This is a genomic window from Thermobifida alba (assembly GCF_023208015.1).
Taxonomy (GTDB): domain Bacteria; phylum Actinomycetota; class Actinomycetes; order Streptosporangiales; family Streptosporangiaceae; genus Thermobifida; species Thermobifida alba.
In genome coordinates this window covers 2,473,237-2,494,394 of the sequence record NZ_CP051627.1, presented here as the reverse complement: position 1 = coordinate 2,494,394, position 21,158 = coordinate 2,473,237, and the positions used below count along the sequence as shown (strand labels likewise).

At 72.9% G+C, this 21,158-nt stretch carries 15 protein-coding genes; 14 read left to right on the top strand and 1 reads right to left on the bottom strand.

Annotation, left to right across the window (positions count from 1 at the left end; all coding sequences use genetic code 11):
• Window positions 1-5 precede the first annotated feature (5 nt).
• From FOF52_RS11035 to FOF52_RS10970, 14 genes are all read left to right on the top strand, one after another.
• On the top strand, window positions 6-1,337 hold the full coding sequence (locus FOF52_RS11035) for a bifunctional folylpolyglutamate synthase/dihydrofolate synthase (RefSeq protein WP_248589884.1): 1,332 nt from the start codon (window positions 6-8) through the stop codon (window positions 1,335-1,337).
• 2 nt (window positions 1,338-1,339) lie between these two features.
• Entirely contained in the window at window positions 1,340-1,678 is a 339-nt protein-coding gene (locus FOF52_RS11030; RefSeq protein WP_248589883.1) for a DUF4233 domain-containing protein, read from the top strand.
• Window positions 1,679-1,822: 144 nt separating this feature from the next.
• Window positions 1,823-2,230, top strand: a complete 408-nt coding sequence (gene ndk / locus FOF52_RS11025) for a nucleoside-diphosphate kinase (RefSeq protein WP_248589882.1) — start codon at window positions 1,823-1,825, stop codon at window positions 2,228-2,230.
• 473 nt (window positions 2,231-2,703) lie between these two features.
• The gene (locus FOF52_RS11020) at window positions 2,704-3,051 is read left to right on the top strand and encodes a hypothetical protein (protein WP_248589881.1); all 348 of its coding nucleotides are present in this window, start codon (window positions 2,704-2,706) and stop codon (window positions 3,049-3,051) included.
• Between the two features lie 16 nt (window positions 3,052-3,067).
• Complete coding sequence (gene rodA / locus FOF52_RS11015; RefSeq protein WP_248589880.1) at window positions 3,068-4,246, top strand: rod shape-determining protein RodA; 1,179 nt, start codon at window positions 3,068-3,070, stop codon at window positions 4,244-4,246.
• A 239-nt stretch (window positions 4,247-4,485) separates the two neighbouring features.
• Window positions 4,486-6,420, top strand: a complete 1,935-nt coding sequence (locus FOF52_RS11010) for a TIGR03960 family B12-binding radical SAM protein (protein ID WP_248589879.1) — start codon at window positions 4,486-4,488, stop codon at window positions 6,418-6,420.
• A 458-nt stretch (window positions 6,421-6,878) separates the two neighbouring features.
• Entirely contained in the window at window positions 6,879-7,670 is a 792-nt protein-coding gene (locus tag FOF52_RS11005; RefSeq protein WP_425265483.1) for a TIGR03936 family radical SAM-associated protein, read from the top strand.
• A 114-nt stretch (window positions 7,671-7,784) separates the two neighbouring features.
• Window positions 7,785-10,571, top strand: a complete 2,787-nt coding sequence (locus FOF52_RS11000; protein WP_248589877.1) for an Rne/Rng family ribonuclease — start codon at window positions 7,785-7,787, stop codon at window positions 10,569-10,571.
• A gap of 229 nt (window positions 10,572-10,800) precedes the next feature.
• Entirely contained in the window at window positions 10,801-11,112 is a 312-nt protein-coding gene (gene rplU / locus FOF52_RS10995) for a 50S ribosomal protein L21 (RefSeq protein ID WP_248593831.1), read from the top strand.
• A gap of 15 nt (window positions 11,113-11,127) precedes the next feature.
• Window positions 11,128-11,394 (top strand): 50S ribosomal protein L27, encoded by a 267-nt coding sequence (gene rpmA / locus FOF52_RS10990; RefSeq protein ID WP_248589876.1) that lies wholly within the window; start codon window positions 11,128-11,130, stop codon window positions 11,392-11,394.
• 100 nt (window positions 11,395-11,494) lie between these two features.
• Entirely contained in the window at window positions 11,495-12,859 is a 1,365-nt protein-coding gene (gene obgE / locus FOF52_RS10985) for a GTPase ObgE (protein WP_248589875.1), read from the top strand.
• A 28-nt stretch (window positions 12,860-12,887) separates the two neighbouring features.
• Window positions 12,888-14,051: a glutamate 5-kinase gene (gene proB, locus FOF52_RS10980; RefSeq protein ID WP_248589874.1), complete on the top strand. Its 1,164-nt coding sequence runs from the start codon at window positions 12,888-12,890 to the stop codon at window positions 14,049-14,051.
• Between the two features lie 174 nt (window positions 14,052-14,225).
• The gene (locus FOF52_RS10975; protein ID WP_248589873.1) at window positions 14,226-17,078 is read left to right on the top strand and encodes a bifunctional glycosyltransferase/CDP-glycerol:glycerophosphate glycerophosphotransferase; all 2,853 of its coding nucleotides are present in this window, start codon (window positions 14,226-14,228) and stop codon (window positions 17,076-17,078) included.
• On the top strand, window positions 17,075-18,232 hold the full coding sequence (locus FOF52_RS10970) for a glycosyltransferase (protein WP_248589872.1): 1,158 nt from the start codon (window positions 17,075-17,077) through the stop codon (window positions 18,230-18,232). Before FOF52_RS10975 ends, FOF52_RS10970 begins: the two co-directional genes overlap by 4 nt.
• 56 nt (window positions 18,233-18,288) lie before the next feature.
• On the opposite strand, the gene FOF52_RS10965 is transcribed toward FOF52_RS10970, so the two are convergent.
• The gene (locus tag FOF52_RS10965) at window positions 18,289-20,901 is read right to left on the bottom strand and encodes a glycoside hydrolase family 9 protein (protein WP_248589871.1); all 2,613 of its coding nucleotides are present in this window, start codon (window positions 20,899-20,901) and stop codon (window positions 18,289-18,291) included.
• Window positions 20,902-21,158: the final 257 nt, after the last annotated feature.

The following is a 21,158-nucleotide window of genomic DNA, read 5'->3' as shown; positions in this document are numbered from 1 at the left end:
GACACGTGCATCCGCAGTACCAGGAGGCGCAGAAGGAGATCCTCGCGCGCGCGGGCGAGTCGGTCATCCACCCCACACTGGACCGCATGCGCGCGGCCATGGACCTGCTCGGCCACCCCCAGACCAACTACCGGGTCATCCACGTGACCGGGACCAACGGCAAGACCTCCACCGCGCGGATGATCGACGCCCTGCTCCGCGAGCGGCAGCTGCGGGTCGGACGCTACACCAGCCCGCACCTGAGGAGCATGCGCGAACGCATCGTCATCGACGGCGAACCCGTCTCGGAGCAGGCGTTCGCCGACCTCTACGCCGACGTGCTGCCGTACGTGCGGATGGTGGACGAGCGAAGCGACGTGCCCATGTCGTTCTTCGAGGTGCTCACCGTCATGGCGTACGCGGCGTTCGCCGACGCGCCCGTGGACGTGGCCGTGGTCGAGGTGGGCATGGGCGGCGCCTGGGACGCCACCAACGTGGTCGAGGCCGACGTCGCGGTCGTCACGCCCGTCGCCGTCGACCACACGGAGTACCTGCCCGACACGGTGGAGGGCATCGCCGCGGAGAAGGCGGGCATCATCAAGCCCGGCAGCGTCGCGGTGCTCGCCCAGCAGACCCTGCCCGCCGCCCAGGCCCTGCTGCGCCGCGCCTCCGAGGTGGGCGCCCAGGTGGCGCGGGAGGGGCTGGAGTTCGGCGTGGTCCACCGCGACCTGGCCGTCGGCGGCCAGCAGGTCGCGGTGAAGGGACTGCGCGCGGGGTACGACGGGATCTTCCTCCCGCTGTTCGGCGTCCACCAGGCGTCCAACGCGGCCGTGGCGGTGGCCGCGGTCGAGGCGTTCGCCGCCCCCACCGAGGGTGAGGAGGGGCTCGACCCCGAGCTGGTGCGTGCCGCCCTGGCCACGGCCACCTCGCCCGGACGGCTGGAGATCGTGCGGACCAGCCCCACCGTCCTCGTCGACGCCGCGCACAACCCGGCGGGCATGGCCGCGACGGCCGAGGCGGTGCGCGAGGCCTTCTCCTTCGACCGGCTGGTCGGGGTGGTGGCGGTCCTGGCGGACAAGGACGCCGAGGGGATCCTGGAGCCGCTGGAGCCGCTGCTCGACGAGATCGTGGTCACCGCCAACTCCTCGCCGCGCGCGCTGCCGCCGGAGCAGCTCCACCGCGTCGCCGAGGACGTCTTCGGCGACGACCGCGTCCACCTGGCGGCCCGTCTCGACGACGCCATCGAGGCGGCCGTCACCCTGGCCGAGCGGGACACCGAGTTCGGCGGCGCCGGGGTGCTGGTGACCGGCTCGGTGGTCACCGCGGGGGACGCCACCCACCTGATGAAGAAGGAGTGACCGTGCGGACCGTCTGCGCCGTTGTCCTGGCCTTCGAGGCGGTGGTGCTGGGACTGGCCGTCCCCGTCGCCATCCAGCTCGGCGGACACTCGCCCGCCCTGGCCGGAGCAGTCTGGGGCGGTCTCGCCCTGGCTGCGCTGGTCCTGGCCGCGTTGCAGCGCTTCACCTGGGGCTTCTACGCCGCGTGCGTGTTGCAGGCGGCGTTCCTGGCCAGCGGCCTGGTGGTGCCGGGCCTCGCCTACCTGGGCATCGTCTTCGTCGGCCTGTGGATCGCCGGGGTGGTCCTGGGACGGCGCGTCGAGGCGATGCGCGGCGCGTCGCAGGACGCGGGCGGAGCCTGACCCGGCTGCTGCCGCCCGGAACGCGCGGGACGCGACCGCCGAACCGGTAGGGTACCCACCACCGGGGCGGAACGCCGCACGGAAGCGGCGGGCCCGGCCGGTGGCACCGTGCACAGTGAACGACCCGTCGAGGAGAGAAGAACCGTGGAGCGCACCCTTGTCCTGATCAAGCCCGACGGCGTGCGTCGCAACATCGTCGGCGACGTCATCTCCCGCATCGAGCGCAAGGGACTCAAGATCATCGCGCTTGAGCTGCGCACCCTGGACGAGGAGACCGCCAGGAGCCACTACGAGGAGCACACCGACAAGCCGTTCTTCTCCTCGCTGGTCGAGTTCATCACCGGCGGTCCGCTGGTCGCCATGGTGGTGGAGGGCAACCGCGCGGTCGAGGCGTTCCGCTCCCTGGCTGGCGCGACCGACCCGGTCCTGGCCGCCCCCGGCACCATCCGCGGTGACTACGGCCTGGACGTCCAGGCCAACATCGTGCACGGTTCGGACTCCACCTACTCGGCCGAGCGCGAGATCAAACTGTTCTTCCCCGACCTGGCCTGAGTTCGGCGGCCCCCGGACACCGGCACAGCGCATCCGCACCGCGGCCGGACGGAACCATCCGTCCGGCCGCGGTGCTGTCTGCGGCACGTTGCGACAAACCGGCGCGTTTGTGTAACTACGTGACTTCGGAGAGTTACGCTAGGGGGTGGCGGGTCACGGAGCGCTCCGCGGCGCCCGTGGCCGCGCCGCGTCCGCCCGACGAGCCGTAGCCCGTCCGACACCGCTGAGGATGCCCATGACCACCACACCCGTCGGCCCCGGCCGTGACACGGCGGCCGGACCGGGAACCGCGGACGCCTCCGCCTCCCCGCGCGGGCGGGCGGGGGGCGCGCTCCCGGCGGTGGTCAGCGGCGCCTCTGCCGTCCCGTCCGGCCCCGCACCGGGGCCGCGGCCCGTCCGGCGGCGCACGCTCCCCCCGCCGGCGGATCCGCCGCGACCGGCGCCGCGGCGCGGTCGGAAGGGGAGGGGAACCGATGGGTGATCCGGTGCGGGCCCGCGGGCACTGGCCCGTGCTCGCAGCCCAGGCGCTGGTGGTGTGCCTGCTGGCGCTCCTCGTGGGCCGGCTGTGGTACCTCCAGGTGCCGATGGGGGAGCACTACCGGGCGCTGGCCGAGAACAACCACGTCCACGTGGTCGCCCCCGCCGTCCAGGGGCGGTTCCTGGACACCGCCGACTGCCCGCCGGCGCGCCACGGGCCCCCGGCCGGGGCCGGGGGCGGGTGCGCCGGGGGACGCATGCGGCCGGCCGACGGCGCCGCACCCCGCTTCGCCGGACCTTTCGAGGACCAGCCGGACGGAGCGGTCCGTCCGGTCGACGAGTGATCCGGAAAGGCGCCGCATGTCGCTCCGTTTCGACCAGTCCGTGCGACTGCCCGCTCCGCTGTCGCGCCTCGTCCGGCTCACCGCCCGGGTCGTGCCCCGCCGCCTCGACTGGGTGCTGCTGGCAGCGGTGCTGACCCTCGGCGTGCTGGGCGCCCTGATGGTGTGGTCGGCCACCCTCCAGCCGGGCGGGCCGCCGGGGCCCACCGGGCACGCCTGGCGGCATCTGGGACACCTCCTGCTGGCCCTGCCGCTCTGCCTCGCCGTCGCCGCGGTGGACCACCGGAGGGTGCGCGCCTACGCCCCGGTGCTCCTCGTGGCCGTGACCGTCGCGCTGCTGCTGGTGCTCGGCCCGCTGGGGGAGGTCGTCAACGGCTCCCGGGCCTGGATCGCCGTCGGCGGCCTCCAGGCCCAGCCCGCCGAGACCGCCAAGATCGCGCTGATCCTGACCGTCGCCGCGGTGCTGGGCGGACCCCCCGACCGGACACGCGCCCCCGCCGCCCGGGAGGTGCTGCTCAGCCTGGGAGTCCTGGCGGTGCCGACGGGGCTGGTCCTGCTGCAACCGGACCTGGGCAGCGCGCTGGTGCTGGGCGTGATCCATCTGGCCATGCTCGCCCTCTCCGGTGCCTCGCCGCGCTGGCCGCTGGGCCTGCTCGGCTGCGGCGCACTGGGGGCGCTCGCGGTGTGGTGGCTCGGCCTGCTCAAGGACTACCAAGTGGCGCGGCTCGTCTCGTTCCTCGACCCGGGCGCCGATCCGCTGGGGGCGGGGTACAACGTCAACCAGGCGCTCATCGCGGTCGGCTCGGGAGGGCTGGGCGGGGCCGGACTGTTCCAGGGCTGGCAGACCAGCGGCAAGCTCGTGCCCGAGCAGCACACCGACTTCATCTTCAGTGTCGTGGCCGAGGAGCTCGGCTTCGCCGGGGGGTGCGCGGTCATCGTGCTGCTGGGCGTGGTGCTGCTGCGCGTCCTGCGCACCGCCGCCCGCTGCGACCAGCCCTACGGCCGCCTGGTCTGCGTCGGGGTGGCGGCCTGGTTCTGCTTCCAGGTGTTCGTCAACATCGGCATGACCCTGGGGCTCAGCCCGGTCACCGGACTGCCGCTGCCGTTCGTCTCCTACGGGGGCAGCGCGGCCGTCGCCAACCTCACCGCGGTCGGCCTGGTCCTGGGGGTGCACGCGCGCACCGGGGAGGCACGGTGACCGCGGACCGGCGGAGGAGAGGGCTCGCCCCCGGCGGGCCGGGACGGGCCGCGGCGGAGCACAGCGCGAGTCCCGCGGCCGCCGGCGGTCCCGACGGCGCCGCCCGCCCGGTCGACCCCGGGGACACCGGGGCCGCTCCCGCGATTCACCGCATTGCCCCGAGGGCGCCTATCCTGGCAGGAACAGGCGCCGTCTCCTGTCCGTCGCCGAGCGACCGCGAACGTGAGGCCCTTTTTCCGATGACTGTCGAATCCGTCTTCCCGCAGTTGGAAGCGCTGCTGCCGCACGTGCAGAAGCCGATCCAGTACGTGGGGGGTGAGCTGAACTCCGTCGTCAAGGAGTGGGACGACACCGAGGTGCGGTGGGCGCTGATGTACCCCGACGCCTACGAGGTGGGTGTCCCCAACCAGGGCGTCCAGATCCTCTACGAGATCCTCAACGAGCGCGAGGGAGTGCTCGCCGAACGCGCCTACGCGGTCTGGCCCGACCTGGAGAAGCTCATGCGCGAGCACGGGGTGCCGCACTTCACCGTGGACGCGCACCGCCCCCTGGCCGCCTTCGACCTGCTGGGCGTCAGCTTCGCCAGCGAGATGGGCTACACCAACCTGCTCACCGCGCTGGACCTGGCGGGCATCCCGCTGCACGCGGCAGACCGCGCCGACGAGCACCCGATCGTGCTGGCCGGCGGACACGCCGCGTTCAACCCCGAGCCCATCGCCGACTTCCTCGACGCCGTCGTCCTCGGCGACGGCGAGGAGATCGCGCTGGCGATCACCGAGATCGTCCGCGAGTTCCGCCGGGAGGGCTCCCCGGGCGGACGCGACGCGCTGCTGGCCCGTCTGGCCGCCACCGGCGGGGTGTACGTGCCCAAGTTCTACGACGTCACCTACCTGCCCGACGGCCGCATCGAGCGGTACACGCCCAACCGGGAGGGGGTGCCGTGGCGGGTGCACAAGCACACCGTCATGGACCTCGACCGGTGGCCCTACCCCAAGAACCCGATCGTCCCGATCGCCGAGTCCGTCCACGAGCGCTACAGCGTGGAGATCTTCCGCGGCTGCACCCGCGGCTGCCGCTTCTGCCAGGCCGGGATGATCACCCGTCCGGTGCGCGAGCGCAGCGAGCAGGCCGTCGCCCGGATGGTCGACCAGGGGGTGCGCTCCTCGGGGTTCCAGGAGGTCGGCCTGCTGTCGCTGTCCAGCGCCGACCACAGCCAGATCGGCGACATCACCAGGAACCTCGCCGACCGCTACGAGGGCACCCACACCGGCCTGTCCCTGCCCTCCACCCGGGTGGACGCCTTCAACATCGACCTGGCCAACGAGCTCACCCGCAACGGCCGCCGCTCCGGGCTCACCTTCGCGCCCGAGGGCGGCAGCGAGCGGATGCGCCGGGTCATCAACAAGATGGTCACCGAGGCCGACCTGATCCGCACCGTCACCGCCGCCTACGCCGCGGGCTGGCGACAGGTCAAGCTGTACTTCATGTGCGGGCTGCCCACCGAGGAGGACGCCGACGTCCTGGCCATCGCCGACCTGGCCCGCGAGGTCATCAGGGCCGGACGCGAGGTCACCGGACGCCGGGACATCCGCTGCACGGTGTCCATCGGCGGTTTCGTGCCCAAGCCGCACACCCCCTTCCAGTGGGCGGGACAGGCCCCGCACGAGGTCGTCGACGCCCGGCTGCGCAAGCTGCGGGACGCGCTCCGCTCCGACCGGGAGTACGGCAGGTCGATCGGCCTGCGCTACCACGAGGGGAAGCCCTCCATCATCGAGGGGCTGCTCTCCCGCGGCGACCGCCGACTGGGCCGGGTCGTGGAACGGGTGTGGCGCGAGGGGGGCCGCTTCGACGGCTGGAGCGAGCACTTCTCCTACGAGCGCTGGATGGACGCCGCCGAGGCGGTGCTGGCCGACGAGCCGGTGGACGTGGACTGGTACACGGTGCGCGAGCGCGACGCCGACGAGGTACTGCCCTGGGACCACCTGGACGCGGGGCTGGACCGGGAGTGGCTCTGGCAGGACTGGCAGGACGCCCTGCACGGCGAGGAGGCCGTGGAGGTCGACGACTGCCGGTGGAGCCCTTGCTACGACTGCGGCGTCTGCCCGAGCATGGGGACCCAGATCCAGACCCACGACACCGCGGGGCGCCGACTGCTGCCGCTGAGCGTGGTGTGAGAGGCGGGGCTGCGCGGGAAGTGCCCCGGGAGACGGGGTACGGCCCGGCACCCCGCTCGCGCCGGGCCGTACACGTACTTGGACGTACCGGGGGCGGGATCGGTTGGCAGCGGACCGGGACTTTTTCCCGGGGCCCCACGCCTTCGCCCCGGCGGCGGACGGGCCCGGGGCGCGCCGTCGCCGGACCGCCCGTCCCAAAAGGTGCGCTTTTCAACTCCGGTCGCAGTGGGAAGAGCATTGACTGTGGCGGAACACACGCTCGCCGCGAGGGGTTGTACCTCGATGAGGGCGGTGGCGCGGAGTCGCCGACACGCCCCGTAGGCTGAAAAGAAGACGAACCTCTCCCGAGGGGACACGGTCCTGCCGTGCCGGCCCGCGGGAGTCCGAGGAAAGGAGCAGAGCTGCCCCCCGCACTTGAGGGCGCCGATTCGCTCTCCACCGGTCACCAGGCCCAACGGATGCGCGTGCGGTACGCCAAACGCCACCGGATGAGATTCGCGAGCCATCGCGACATCGCCCGCGTACTGGAACGTGCGCTGCGCCGGGCCCAGGTACCCGTGGCCTTCTCAGCGGGGTTCTCGCCTCATCCCAAGATCTCCTACACGGGCGCGGCCCCCACGGGAGTGGCGAGTGAGGCGGAGTATTGCGAACTCACTCTGGCCGAGCCGATGGACCCCGAACGGTTGCGCGAGCGACTCGACGAGGCGATGCCCGAAGGCATCGACATCCTCACGGTGGCCCCGGCAGCGGCGGGCGGTCTGGCAGACCGCCTGGAGGCGTCGGAGTGGCGAATCGAACTTCCGGGCGTCGACCCCGACGACGCCGCGGCAGCCGTGGCCGCGTTCCTCGCGGCCGAGCGGATCGAGGTGGAGAGGCTCACCAAGAAGGGACGCCGCCGCTTCGACGCCCGCTCACCCGTCTTCCTGCTGGACGTCGACAGGCGCGCCGCAACGGAACAACAAGAGACATATGCCATACTTCGCTTGATCGTGCGGCACACCACTCCTGTCGTACGACCCGACGACGTGGTGACCGGCCTCCGTCAGATCGCCGACCTCGCCCCGCCGTCATCGACGAAGATGACCAGGCTGGCGCAGGGGCCGCTCGACGAGGACTCCGGAACCATCGCGGACCCGCTCGCCGCGGACAACGCGGCCTCGGAGTCAGGCGCCACCGTCGTCAGCGCACACGCCGGATCCGCCTCGGCGCGGTCCGGATCGGGGAACGTGAGCGCACCTCAGGGACTTTGACCGGCGTCGCGGTCGCGACGCCGGCGCGGATTATTGACAACGACAGTTCTTGCGCGCCGCGGCCGGGCACCACGTGCGGGGCCGCGCCCGAGAACTTGACGGGAGACCGCCCGGATGCTCGAAAACGAGCCCAACAACGGTGCAGACGGCACCGAGGGGACAACTGAAACAGAGACAACCACACGACCGAACGGTTCGACGGTCGCGGGAACGTCCGGCACGGTGCGCCTGGCCCAGCCGGTGCGCCGGGGCCGTGCCGCGAGCAGGCCCGCCGGACCGCCGCCCGAACCCGACCCGATCCCGGTGTCGACGCCCACGACCGTGGCCGCCGTCTCCGTGGAGCTGGTGACCGCCGAGGAGGCCCCGCCGGAGGCGGCCGGCACGGACGCGGGCGAGGAGACGGCCGAGGAGACGGCGTCGAAGCGGCGCAGCCGCAAGACCACGGCCCGCACCCCGCGCACCCGTACCCGCAGCCGGGTCAGGGCCGTCGACGCCGAGGACACCGAGCCGCCCGACCAGGGCGCCCCGGACACGGTCGGGGGGGCCGGCGCCGCGCAGAGCGCTGAGGCGGCCGGAACGGACGAGCCGCACGCCGCCGACCCCGCAGCCGTGGCCGCCGTCACCTTCCAGCCGCCCATGGTGCTCTTCCAGCCCCCGGTCGTGGAGTCGACGGGAACGGACGACTCCGACACCGCGGCGGAGGAGGCCGAAGAGACCGAGGAGACACCCGACACGGACGCCGAGGAGACCGCGGAGGAGCGGCCCACCCGCCGCCGGCGGCGCAGAGGCGGACGCCGGGCCCGCAACCGCGGCGAGGACGGCGAGGGCGCCGACACCGACACCGCGGACGGCGCGGAGACCGCCGCCGACACCGCTGACGACACCGGCGCCGACACCGCCGGGGAGACCGGGACCGACTCCGCCGGGGCGGAGGCCGACTCCACCGGCACGACCGAAGAGGCGGAGGAGGGCACGGGCACCAGCCGTCGCCGCCGCCGTCGCCGCCGCCGTTCGGGCACCGAGGCCGCGACCGAGCCCGAGCCCGACGACCCGCCCAACACGGTGGTCCGGGTGCGTCCCGCCCGCACCGAACGCACCGAACGCCCCATTGAGGACGAGGTCCAGGCGGTGCGCGGCTCCACCCGTCTGGAGGCCAAGCGGCAGCGCCGCCGCGAGGGGCGTGAACAGGGGCGCCGCCGCCCCCCGATCATCACCGAGTCGGAGTTCCTGGCCCGCCGCGAGTCCGTCAAGCGCGACCTGGTGGTGCGCCGCATCGGAGAGCGCACCCAGATCGCCGTGCTTGAGGACAACGTGCTCGTCGAGCACTACGTCGACCGCGCCGACCACAAGTCCTACGTCGGCAACGTCTACCTGGGCCGGGTGCAGAACGTCCTGCCCTCGATGGAGGCGGCCTTCGTCGACATCGGCAAGGGCCGCAACGCCGTGCTGTACGCCGGCGAGGTGAACTGGGACGCCACCGGCCTGGAGGGCCAGCCCCGCCGGATCGAGTCGGTGCTCAAGTCGGGCCAGTCCGTCCTGGTCCAGGTCACCAAGGACCCCCTCGGCCACAAGGGAGCCCGGCTGACCAGCCAGATCAGCCTCCCCGGCCGCTACCTGGTGTACGTGCCCGACGGCTCCATGACCGGGATCAGCCGCAAGCTTCCCGACAAGGAGCGCGCCCGCCTCAAGCAGATCCTCAAGAAGGTCATGCCCACCGGGGCCGGGGTGATCGTGCGCACCGCGGCCGAGGGCGCCAGCGAGGAGGAGCTGGAGCGCGACATCTCCCGCCTGGCCAAGCAGTGGGAGTCCATCAAGCGCAAGGCGAAGTCGGCGACCGCCCCGGCGCTGCTCAACAGTGAGCCCGACCTCACCATCCGGGTGGTCCGCGACATTTTCAACGAGGACTTCTCCAGCCTCGTCGTCTCCGGCGACGACGCCTGGGAGACCATCCGCGAGTACGTCGACCACGTCGCCCCGCACCTGGCCGACCGCCTCTCGCACTGGACCGAGGAGCGCGACGTCTTCGAGGCCTACCGGATCGACGAGCAGATCGCCAAGGCGCTGGAGCGCAAGGTGTGGCTGCCCAGCGGCGGCTCCCTGATCATCGACCGCACCGAGGCGATGACGGTCATCGACGTCAACACCGGCAAGTTCACCGGTCAGGGCGGCAACCTTGAGGAGACGGTCACCAAGAACAACCTTGAGGCGGCCGAGGAGATCGTGCGCCAGCTGCGGCTGCGCGACATCGGCGGCATCATCGTCATCGACTTCATCGACATGGTGCTGGAGAGCAACCGGGACCTGGTGCTGCGCCGCATGCTGGAGTGCCTGTCCCGGGACCGCACCAAGCACCAGGTGGCCGAGGTCACCTCGCTGGGACTGGTGCAGATGACCCGCAAACGGGTCGGCCAGGGGCTGCTGGAAGCCTTCTCGCACACCTGCGAGCACTGCAACGGCCGCGGCCTGATCCTGCACACCGATCTCGTCGAGTCCAGGTCCGGCGGAAACGGCGGGCGCAAGAAGAAGAACAAGAACGGCAACAACGGCGCGGACAAGGCCGCCAACGGCAACAACGGTGCGGACAAGGCGGCCGCCGAGAAGGCGCAGCCGGAGGCCGGGACCGTCCCGCAGACCGAGTCCGCGCAGTCCGCCGAGGAGGGCACGCCGGGCCGGACCGCCCGCAAGGCCAAGCGCGCCGCGGGTCCGCCGCCCGAACAGCAGCAGGATTCGGCACCCGCCGAGCCGAGCGCCGAGGAGTCCGCCGCGCAGGTGGCCCCCGTCCAGACGGCAGAGGCGGACGACGACCAGACCGAGACCGTGGCCGAACGCCCCCGGCGCCGCCGGACCCGGCGCAAGGCCGGAGTGGTCGTCTCCGAGACGGCGGTGGCCGAGGCCGGATGACCCGGTCCGCCGGGCGGGTCCGCCCGCCCGGCGCCGACCGCGTCGTCATCACCCCCCACGAGCGGGTGGTAGGCTGAAGAATGGTGCGTCGGCGCGCCCCACACGTTCGCGCGCCCGAGACCTCCTTTCGAAATCCCCTACCGCCTTTTCCGGGTGGTGAGCGGGTTGACGACTTGCGGTCGATTTTGAGCGCATTCTTTTCTGAAGCGAGCAGGAAGTGAGTTTCCCGGTGTACGCGATCGTGCGAGCGGGCGGCCGACAGGAGAAGGTCTCCGTCGATGACGTCGTGACCATCGACAAGGTGGCCGAAGAGGCCGGTGCCACGCTCAACCTGCAGCCGCTGCTTGTCGTGGACGACGGCAAGGTCATCAGCGACGCTGCCGAGCTGGGCGGCTACCAGGTCACCGCCGAGGTCCTCGGCGAGGCCACGGGCCCCAAGATCAACATTCTGAAGTACAAGAACAAGACCGGCTACAAGCGGCGTCTGGGTCACCGCCAGAAGTACACCCGGATCCGCGTCACCGGCATCGCCGCGAAGTAGCGGGAGGAGCGCGAGATGGCACACAAGAAGGGCGCGTCGTCCAGCCGTAACGGACGCGACTCCAACGCCAAGCGGCTCGGCGTCAAGCGCTTCGGCGGTCAGGTCGTCAACGCCGGCGAGATCCTCGTCCGTCAGCGCGGCACCCGTTTCCACCCCGGTGACAACGTCGGCCGCGGCGGCGACGACACCCTGTTCGCACTGGTCGCGGGCACGGTCAAGTTCGGAAACCTGCGCGGCCGCAAGGCCGTGAGCATCGTCCCGACCCCGGCCGCCAGCGAGTAGGCCCGGGAAGAGGACGCGTCAGCAGTAGCGTGAGGCGGGCCAGTGCCACTGGCCCGCCTCACGTGCGTTCGACCACCAGACGCACCGAGGAGCCAGCACCATGTCCGATTTCGTCGACGAGGCGGTCTTGCACGTCAAGGCCGGAGACGGCGGGCACGGCTGTGCCTCCGTCCACCGCGAGAAGTTCAAGCCGCTGGGCGGACCCGACGGCGGCAACGGCGGCCGGGGCGGTGACGTGATCCTGGAGGTCGACCGCAACACCGCCACCCTGCTGGACTACCGGCGCCGCCCGCACCGCAGGGCGGGCAACGGGACCCCCGGCCAGGGCGGGCACCGCGCCGGAGCCAACGGCGCCGACCTGGTCCTTCCGGTCCCCGACGGAACCGTGGTGACCACCCTGGACGGCGAGGTCATCGCCGACCTGGTCGGCCACGGCACCCGACTGGTCGTCGCCCGCGGCGGCCACGGCGGACTCGGCAACGCCGCACTCGCCTCCCCCCGGCGCAAAGCCCCCGGATTCGCGCTGAAAGGCGAACCGGGCGAGGCACTCGACATCCGCCTGGAGCTCAAGACCATCGCCGACGTGGGCCTGGTCGGTTTCCCCAGCGCGGGCAAGTCCTCGCTGATCGCGGCGCTGTCGGCGGCCCGCCCCAAGATCGCCGACTACCCGTTCACCACGCTCGTGCCCAACCTCGGCGTCGTCGAGGCCGGACAGACCCAGTACGTGATCGCCGACGTGCCCGGCCTCATCCCCGGAGCCAGCGAGGGCAGGGGGCTGGGCCTGGAGTTCCTGCGCCACGTGGAACGCTGCTCCACCCTGCTGCACGTGCTGGACTGCGCCACCTACGAACCCGGCCGCGACCCCGTCACCGACCTGGAGGTCCTGGAACGGGAACTGACCGTCTACGGGGAGCGCACCGGTGTCGACCTGTCCGACCGGCCGCGCCTCGTGGCGTTGAACAAGGTCGACGTGCCCGAGGCCCGCGAACTCGCCGAACTCGTCAAGCCCATGCTCGTCGAACGCGGCTACCGGGTGCTGCAGATCTCCGCGGCCACCCGCGAGGGGCTGCGGGAGTTGGCGTACGCGCTCGGCGAGCAGGTGGCCGCGGCCCGCGCCGCCCGGCCCGTCGAGGAACCCACCCGCCTGGTGCTGCGCCCGCGCGAGATCGGTGAGAAGGCGTTCCAGGTCGTCCCGATCGGCGACAACGTCTTCCGGGTCCTGGGCGACAAGCCCGCGCGCTGGGTCCGCCAGACCGACTTCACCAACGACGAGGCCGTCGGCTACCTCGCGGACCGGCTCAACCGCCTCGGCATCGAGGAGGCCCTCGCCCGGGCGGGAGCCACCGACGGCGCCGAGGTCCACATCGGCGACGAGGACGACGCCGTGGTCTTCGACTGGGACCCCACCGTCGACGCCGAGCAGACCGTCCTGGGACCGCGCGGCACCGACCCCCGGCTGGGCTGATCCCCTGAGCAGCGAAAGGACAGATGACGTGGGCAGAGGCGCCGGGCAGACACGGACGGCGATCCCCCGGGCCCGACGGGTGGTGGTCAAGGTGGGATCGTCCTCCCTCACCACCCCGGAGGGCGGGATCGACCACGACCGGATCCGCGACCTCACGGACGTACTGGCGGCACGCCGCACCGCCGGCACCGAGGTGGTGCTGGTCTCCTCCGGAGCGGTCGCCGCCGGCATGGCCCCGCTGGGCCTCACCCGGCGCCCCCGCGACCTGGCCACCCAGCAGGCCGCGGCCAGCGTCGGCCAGGGCCTGCTGCTGGCCCGCTACACCGCCGAGTTCGCCCGGCACTCGCTGACCGCCGCGCAGATCCTGCTGACCGCCGACGACCTGATGCGCCGCGCCCAGTACCGCAACGCCCAGCGCGCCATGAGCCGGCTGCTGGAGATCGGCGCGGTGCCGATCGTCAACGAGAACGACACGGTCGCCACCCACGAGATCCGCTTCGGCGACAACGACCGGCTCGCCGCCCTCGTCGCCCACCTGCTCCGCGCGGACGTGCTGGTGCTGCTGACCGACGTGGACGCCCTCTACGACGGCAACCCGTCCCTGCCCACCAGCAGGCGGATCAGCCTGGTCAACGGCCCTGACGACCTGGCCGGGGTGGACCTCGGCAGCGCGGGCAGGCGCGGGGTCGGCACCGGCGGCATGGTCACCAAGGTCGAGTCCGCGCGCATCGCCACGGAGGCGGGCGTGGCCACCGTGCTGACCTCGGCGGCCAACGCGCGCGCCGCGCTGGACGGGGAACAGGTCGGCACCTTCTTCGTCCCGGCGGAGCACCGCCGCCCCTCCAGCCGCCAGCTCTGGCTGGCCCACGCCACCGCCGGGCGCGGCAGCGTGGTCCTGGACCCGGGGGCGGTGCGCGCGGTGGTCACGGAGAAGGCGTCCCTGCTCCCCGCCGGGGTGGTCAAGGTGGAGGGCGACTTCAGCGCGGGCGACCCGGTGGACCTGCGCGACGAGGACGGCGTCATCGTCGCCCGCGGCCTGGTCAACTACGACGCCGCCGAGATCCCCGACCTGATGGGCCGCTCCACCCGGTGGCTGGCCCGGGAGCTCGGCTCCGAGTACAGCCGGGAGATCGTGCACCGCGACGACCTGGTGGTGCTCCACAACGGCGACGGAGACCTCCCCCGGGACTGAGCGCCGCCTCCACCGCCGCGGTGACCGGAGAACCTTGTCCGGACATGTGCCTTTGAGAGAGTCTTTCCGTTTCCCTGGCGGTGTTTTCCCTCGTCTTCCGTAGGCTTCCGGTACGCGCGTCCCGCGGCGGACGGGGCGTGCGAACGGCAGCCTGCGCAGGACGGACGGGGACTCATGGTCGAGGTCAGCGTGGTCGTCATCGTCTACAACGACCAGGACCGGCTGCCCACCGCGGTGCGGTCCGTACTGGAGCAGACGATGCGCGGCGTGGAGGCCGTGATCGTCGACGACCACAGCACCGACCGCAGTTTCGCGGTGGCCCGGCAACTGGCGGCACGCCACCCCGACCGGGTCCGGGCGTTCCGGCTGCCGCGCAACAGCGGAGGCTGCGGGCAGCCCCGCAACCACGGCGTGGAACGCGCCGCGGGCCGCTACGTCATGTTCCTCGACAGCGACGACGAACTGGACCGCGACGCCTGCCGCAACCTGGTGCGGGCCGCCGAGACCACCGGGGCCGACCTCGTCTCCGGACTGTGCGTCCGCGTCCGCACGACCCGCCGCGGCCGGGAGGAGAAACCCTGGTACCGCTGGATCTACCGGAACACCCGGGTGCTGGACTCCATCACCGACGACCCCGAACCGCTCGTCTGGGACACCCTCGCCACCAACAAGTGCTACCGGCGCTCCTTCCTCCTGGAGCACCGGCTGCGGTTCCCCACCGGGGTCGCCTACGAGGACCTGCTGTTCGCCGCCCGCGCCTACCTGGCGGCACGGCGCATCGCCCTCATCCCCAACACGGTCTACCGCTGGCACGTCCGCCAGGACCCGCACTCCAGGTCCATCACGCAGCGCCGCGACGAGATCGGCAACCTCGCCGACCGGCTCGCCATGCACCGCAGGATCGACACGCTGCTGGCCGAACGCGGACTCCACGAGATCCGACTCGCCAAGGACGTCAAGTTCCTCAAGCACGACCTGCTGCTCCACCTGCGCGACCTGCCGCTGCGCGACGAGGGGTACCGGCGCGCCCTCACCGGCCTGGCGGGGAACTACGTGGCGGGCTTTCCCGCCGAGGCCTACCGGCGGCTGCCGCCGCTCCAGGCGGTCTGCGCCTACCTGTTCTCCCGGGGTGATGCCGACGCCCTGCCGCCCGCGGTCGACGCGCTGGTCAACAGCCACAAGACCGCGGTTCCCCTGGTCGAACGGGAGGGACGCGTCTACTGGAGCGCCGACCACCTGGACGACCCCCTGGGACGGGAACTGCTCGACGTCACCGACCTCGGCCACCACACCAGGCCGCTGGGCCGGCTCGCCCCCCGCAACGCGCTGACCGGCCAGTCGGTCCAGGGGGGCCGGATGCGCCTGGCCGGACGCGTGGTCAACCCGCTGGGCCGCATCCCCGCCGCCTCCCGGCTGCGCGGCCGCCTGGAGCTCACCGCCCGCCGCGCCGGGCCGCGGACCCACTACTTCCCGCTGCGGCGGCTCGTCCACCACGGGGACCACCTCGCCTGGACGGCCGAGCTGGACCTGGGCGCCGCCTTCCACCCGATCGGCGTCGTCGACGACGTGTGGGACCTGCGCCTGGTCCTGGACGTCGACGGGACGCGGCTGCCCACCCGCCTCACCGTCGACGGCCCCGGCCTGGACCTCACCCCGCTCCCGGTGCGGCCGCTGCTGCCGGGCCCGGCCGCCGACCGGGTGGTCGCGGAGGTCTCCGCCAGGGGGCACCTCGCGCTGCGCGTCACGGCCTCCACCACCGCGCAGCGCCGCCTGCGCGCGGCCCTGACCGCGGCGGCCTCCGGTCCCGTCGGCCAGCGCGGCCGGGCCCTGCTCGCCGCGGCCCGCCGCGCCCCCCGCACCCTCGCCTCGGAGCGGAACAAGCGGTGGCTCTACCACACCGTGCTGTGCCGGCTGCCGCAGCGCCGGGGGCTCGCCGTCTTCGAAAGCCACCTGGGACGGCGCTACGCCGACAGTCCCCGCGCGGTCTACGAGGAACTGCGCCGCCGCGACACCGCGATCACGGCCGTGTGGTCTTACGACCGGTCCCCCGACGGCTTCCCCCGCGACGCGGTGCTGGTGCGCCGCTGGAGCCTGCGCTACCTGCTGGCGCTGGCCCGCGCCGAGTTCTGGATCGACAACCAGGGCTTCCCCTCGGGGCTGCGCAAACCCGCGCACACCACCTACGTCCAGACCTGGCACGGCAGCGCCCTCAAACGCATGGGGTTCGACGAGGCCGGGGTGCAGCTGCGGAGCCGGGAGGAACGCGCGCGGCTGCGGGCGGACCTCGACCGCTTCGACGCGTTCTGCGTGCGCTCCCCCCACGACGTCGACACCCTCGTCCGGGCGTTCCGCCTCGACCCGGCGGTGGCGCTGCCCGTGGGCTACCCGCGCAACGACGCCCTGGTGCGGCAGCGCAGGCGGGAGGAGCGGACCGGACGGCGCGAGCACCCGGTGATCGCCGCGGCCCCGCACCTTCCCGACGGCCGGGCCGTCCTGCTGTACGCCCCGACCTTCCGCGGCCGTCCGCGGCGGCGCCGCACCCGGGTGCGGCCGCTGTTCGACCTGGCGGCGTTCGCCCGCGAGTTCGGCGACCAGTACGTGCTGCTGGTCCGCGCACACTACCTGGAACGCATGGCGGTGCCGCCGTCGGCGGCCGGCACGGTGGTCGACGTCTCCGCCGAGCACGACACCACCCCGCTGCTCGCGGCGGCCGACGGACTCATCACCGACTACTCCTCGGTGATGTTCGACTACGTGCTGCTGGACCGCCCGATGGTCTACTACGTCCCCGACCACGACGACTACGTCCGCACCCGCGGCACCTACGTCGACCTGGCCGGGACGGCCCCCGGACCGCTGGCGCGCACCGAGGAGGAGCTGTTCGCCGCGATCAGGGAGCTGAAGACCGCCGAGGCCGACTACGCCGAGGCCCGCCGCGCCTTCGCCGCGCGCTTCGCCACCCACGACACCGGGACGGCCGCGCGCGCCGTCGTCGACCGGTTCCTGGACCCGGGAGCCCGCGGATGAGCGGCGGGACCGGCGCCGGACGCGACCTCGTCCTCGTCGCCAACAGCGTCGACGAACTGGGCGGGGTGACGAGCTGGACGCACCGGATGGCGCGGCTGTTCACCGAACGCGGGCACCGGGTCCGCGTGGTGGGCATCGCCCCGGCCCAGGTCGCGCAGGACGTCGGGGCGACGCCCTACCCGGTCACCACGCTGTACACGCGGCGGCCGCCGCCCGCGTGGCGGCCCCGCCGGCTGCGGGACCGCTTCGCCGTGGCCGCGCGGCTGCGGCAGGCCCGGCGGGAGGCCGAGCGGCGCGAGCGCGCCGCGGCGCTGTCGGCACTGCTGCGCGGTGTGGCACCCGGCGGGGTCGTCATCGTCACCCAGGTGTGGGCGATGGAGTGGGTCGCCCTGGCCGACACCGGTGGCCTGCACGTCGTCGGGATGACCCACGAGTCGTTCGAGGAGTCCCGACGCACCTCCCGGTTCGCCCGGGTCCAGCGGTACTTCCGCGACGTCGACCGCCTGCTCGCCCTCACCCGCGAGGACGCCGACCGGTGGATCAACCAGGGGCTGAACAACCTCGACGTCATGCCCAACCCGCTGCCGTGGCTGCCCGTGCGGCCCTCGCCGCGCACCGCGCGGACGGTGGTCAGCATCGGCCGGCTCGACGAGCAGAAACGCGTCGACCTGCTGCTGGAGGCGTGGGCGAGGACGGCCCCCCGCTTCCCCGACTGGACGCTGCGCGTCTACGGCACCGGCGCCGACGAGCGGGACCTCCGCGACTACTGCCGCGAGCTGGGCCTGGACTCCTCGGTGCGGTGGATGGGCGCCACCGGCGACGTGCCCGGCGCGTTGCGGGAGGCCTCGGTCCTCGTCCAGTCCTCGCGGGGGGAGGGCTTCCCCCTGGTGCTGCTGGAGGCGATGGCGTGCGCGGTGCCGTGCGTGGCCTTCGACTGCGCGCCGGGGGTACGCGAGATCGTCACCGACGGCGAGGACGGGCTGCTGGCTCCGCCCGGCGATACCCGCGCGCTGGCGGAGCGGCTCGCCCGGGTCATGGCCGACCGGGAACTCCGCGACCGGCTGGGGGAGCAGGCGCGGCGCTCCGTGGACCGCTACGCCCCCGAGCGAATCGTGCGCCGCTGGGAGGAGCTGTTCGACTTCCTGGACCGGTAGCGCCGGGCCCGGCGCCGCGGCCGCCCGCGCCCGGCGGACGGCCGCGGCCGGGAGGGTCAGGCGAGGGCGCAGGACTCGCCGTTGAGGGTGAACTCGGCGGGGTGGGGGTTGGAACCGCTCCACGAGCCGTTGAAGCCGACCTCGACGGTCGTTCCGGGCGGCAGGGAGCTGTTCCAGGGCAGCGAGGTGGCGGTGACGTCGGTGCCGCTCTGGGTCCAGACAGCGTTCCAGCCCTGGGTGATGCGCTGCCCGGCCGGGAAGGCGAAGGCCAGCTCCCAGGCGGAGAGGGGCTCGGTGCCGGTGTTGGTGATCCGGAGCGAGCCGGTGAAGCCGCCGTTCCAGTCATTGGTGGCGTACTCCACCAGGCAGGAGGAGCCGCCGCCGGAGCCGGCGAGGGTGGTGAAGGAGACGGAGCTGTGCTCGGAGACGTTGCCGTCGTTGTCCCGGGCCGCCACCCGGTAGGTGTAGGCGGTGGCCGCCCGCAGACCGGTCAGCGGGTAGCTGGTCTGCGTGGTCGAGCCGACCAGCACCGCCCGGTCGCCCTCCACCGCGTAGACGTCGTATCCGGCCAGTCCGCTGCCGCTGTGGTCGGTGGAGGGGCGCCACGTCAGGACCGCTCCGGTGGCGGTGACGTCGGTGGCGGCCAGGTCGGCCGGGGCGCTCGGCGGGGTCCGGTCCTCACCCGGCTCCTCACCCGGGTCCTCCCCGGCCTCCGGGGCGTTGCCCCACACGGGCTCGCCCGCGTCGTAGAGCACGATGTTGGGGGCGGGGGCGAGTTCGTCGCCGATCCCCTGGAAGGACCAGTCGTTGGAGGGGTCCCAGCCCTCGCCGCCGGCGATGCGGAACTGCACCTCGCGGCGGTGCTGGGACTGGCCGCCGGGGAAGATCTCCTCGCCGGTGCAGTCGATCTCCGCGTAGTACAGGTCGCCGGAGACGTGGTGGACGCCGTCGGGGGCGGCGCACTGGTTGTAGGCGGAGGTGACGGTGATCCCGTCGGGGTCGACCCCCTCGTCCAGGGTGAACCAGTACCGGAAGGTGCCCTCGTCCAGCATCCGGGCGGGCCAGGCCGAGCGGTTGCGGATCATCGCCTTGATCTCGGTGAACGTGGTGCCCGGGGTGTTGATCTGGGCCTCGACGAACATCTCGGGGCCGTCGGGCTCCTCCTCGGGCGGGAAGTCCGCCAGCGGGGTGCCGCCGTACTCGGCGACCAGCATGGCCAGGGCGCTGGAGAATCCGGCGTTGTAGTCGGTGGCGACCTCGTTGGCGACGTAGTCCTGCCGGTCGTCGGTGTAGGCGTCGTTCGGGGAGCCGGGGCCGCCCACCAGCGCCCCGTAGAGCACGTGCCGGTTGTCGGCGGGCGAGGCGATGCTGTCGGTCCACGAGCCGTGCGCGGTGCGGTGGTGGGGGTTGCGCGGCGGGTTGGCGCCGAAGCCCACCACGTAGCTGGAGTTGCGCGGGTTGTCGCCCAGGGCGTAGTTGATCTGCCGGACACCGAAGTCGTGGTAGCGCTGGCTGCGGACCGGGTCGTCGGCGACCGTCTCGGCGTGCACCAGCGCGGCGAACGCGGTGTTGGCGGCGTAGCGCAGCGAACCCCAGGTGTCGAGGACGGCCTGGCCGCCCGGCGAGTAGGGCACGCGCTGGCCGTTCACGCCGACCGTCCAGTAGTCGAGCCACCGGTTGGCGTCGTCGAGGTACTTCTGCTCGCCGGTCTCCCTGGCCAGCAGCACGTAGGCGCCGTAGGACTTGTCGTCCCAGGCGACCGTCCACCGGTAGCTGCGGATGTCGGTCTGCTGCTCGGTGGACAGGAAGTCGTACTCGTACTCGGCCTTGTCCAGGTAGGAGGCGTCACCGGTGGCCTTGTACAGCCAGTAGGCGCCCCAGACCAGCTCGTCCTGGTAGCCGGACCAGGAGTTGTAGAAGGACCCGGCGGGCACGCAGTCGGAGTACTCGCCGCGGTAGGTGTCGGCGAAGGCGTAGAGCTGCTCGGCGTGCTCCACCAGGGTGGCGGCGTAGGCCGGGTCGTCGTCGGCGAACACGATCGAGGAGGCGGCCATCGCCGCGGCGGTCTCGGCGGCCACGTCGCTGCCTGGGCAGGAGGGGTCGACCTTGTAGCTGGGGCGCTCCATCGGCATGACCTCGGCCGGACCCCACCACTTGTGGTCGGCGTCGCCGTCGCCGACCTGGGCGTACAGCACGTTGGGGGAGGGGTGGGCCTTGATGAAGTAGTCGTTGACCCAGCGCAGGTTGGACTTGAGGTGGGGCATCTGGCCGGAGAGCGTGTAGCCCTCGGGGCTCTCGATCGCGCCCCAGGCGAGCATGGTGGCGGTGAAGGCCATGGGCAGGCCGAACTTGACGTGGTCGCCCGCGTCGTACCAGCCGCCGGTCAGGTCCAGGCCCACGTCCGCGCCGTCGGTGAGCCCGGAGTCGCCGCGCCAGGAGACCCGGTTGTCCTCGGGGAGTGCTCCGGAGCGCTGGGCCTCGTAGAAGAACATCGACTTCTGGAGTGCCTCGGCGTAGTTGAAGGCCGGTTCGGCGTGGGCGGTCCCGACGGCCGCCGGGAGGGTCAGAAAACCCGCGGCCAGGGCCGCGGCGGAGCCCAGCGCGGTGAGGAGGCGGCGCGCCGGTCCGCGGCGGCCGCCCGGACTGGGCGGAGGGGCGGTGACGGACATGGGGGTCTCCAGGGGGATTCGGACGCTTCTGGTTGGGAGCGCTCCCAATTCTGGGGCCGGGTTTCCGGCAGACGACGTCCCAAGAATGGTGCGACGCGGTGACCGTGCGCGTCAATGGGTTGACGTGGGGTAGCCGGTCCCGCTCGCCTCCCGGGCGACGGACCCGCAGGGTGGCAGCCGTACCGCGGTCGCCTATACCGTTGTGTACGGGGCGGCAGCGGGCGCCCCGCGCCGACGCCGTCCGGCGCGACCGGGCC